General features: G+C 47.3%; 1 pseudogene. It reads left to right on the top strand.

What is annotated here, in order from left to right:
• Positions 1-203, top strand: a pseudogene (locus tag Xenpb_RS19605) (IS4 family transposase); the annotation flags it as partial.

The following is a 203-nucleotide window of genomic DNA, read 5'->3' as shown; positions in this document are numbered from 1 at the left end:
AGCTTACAAAGACAAAGAAAGCTATAAATGGGAACGGGCTTCACGCGCAATGGAAACCCGCCTCGGTGCTGACATGCGGAAAGTTATCTCTGTCTGTGACCGAGAAGCGGATATTATTGAGTATCTGACCTACAAGGTCTCAAATCATCAGCGTTTTGTCGTCCGCTCTATGCAAAGCCGCTGCATAGAAGAAAGTGCCGAAA

This window comes from Xenorhabdus sp. PB62.4, assembly GCF_014467285.1.
Taxonomy (GTDB): domain Bacteria; phylum Pseudomonadota; class Gammaproteobacteria; order Enterobacterales; family Enterobacteriaceae; genus Xenorhabdus.
Note: the sequence above shows the minus strand (reverse complement) of the source record. Positions and strands in the feature narration are given on the sequence as shown.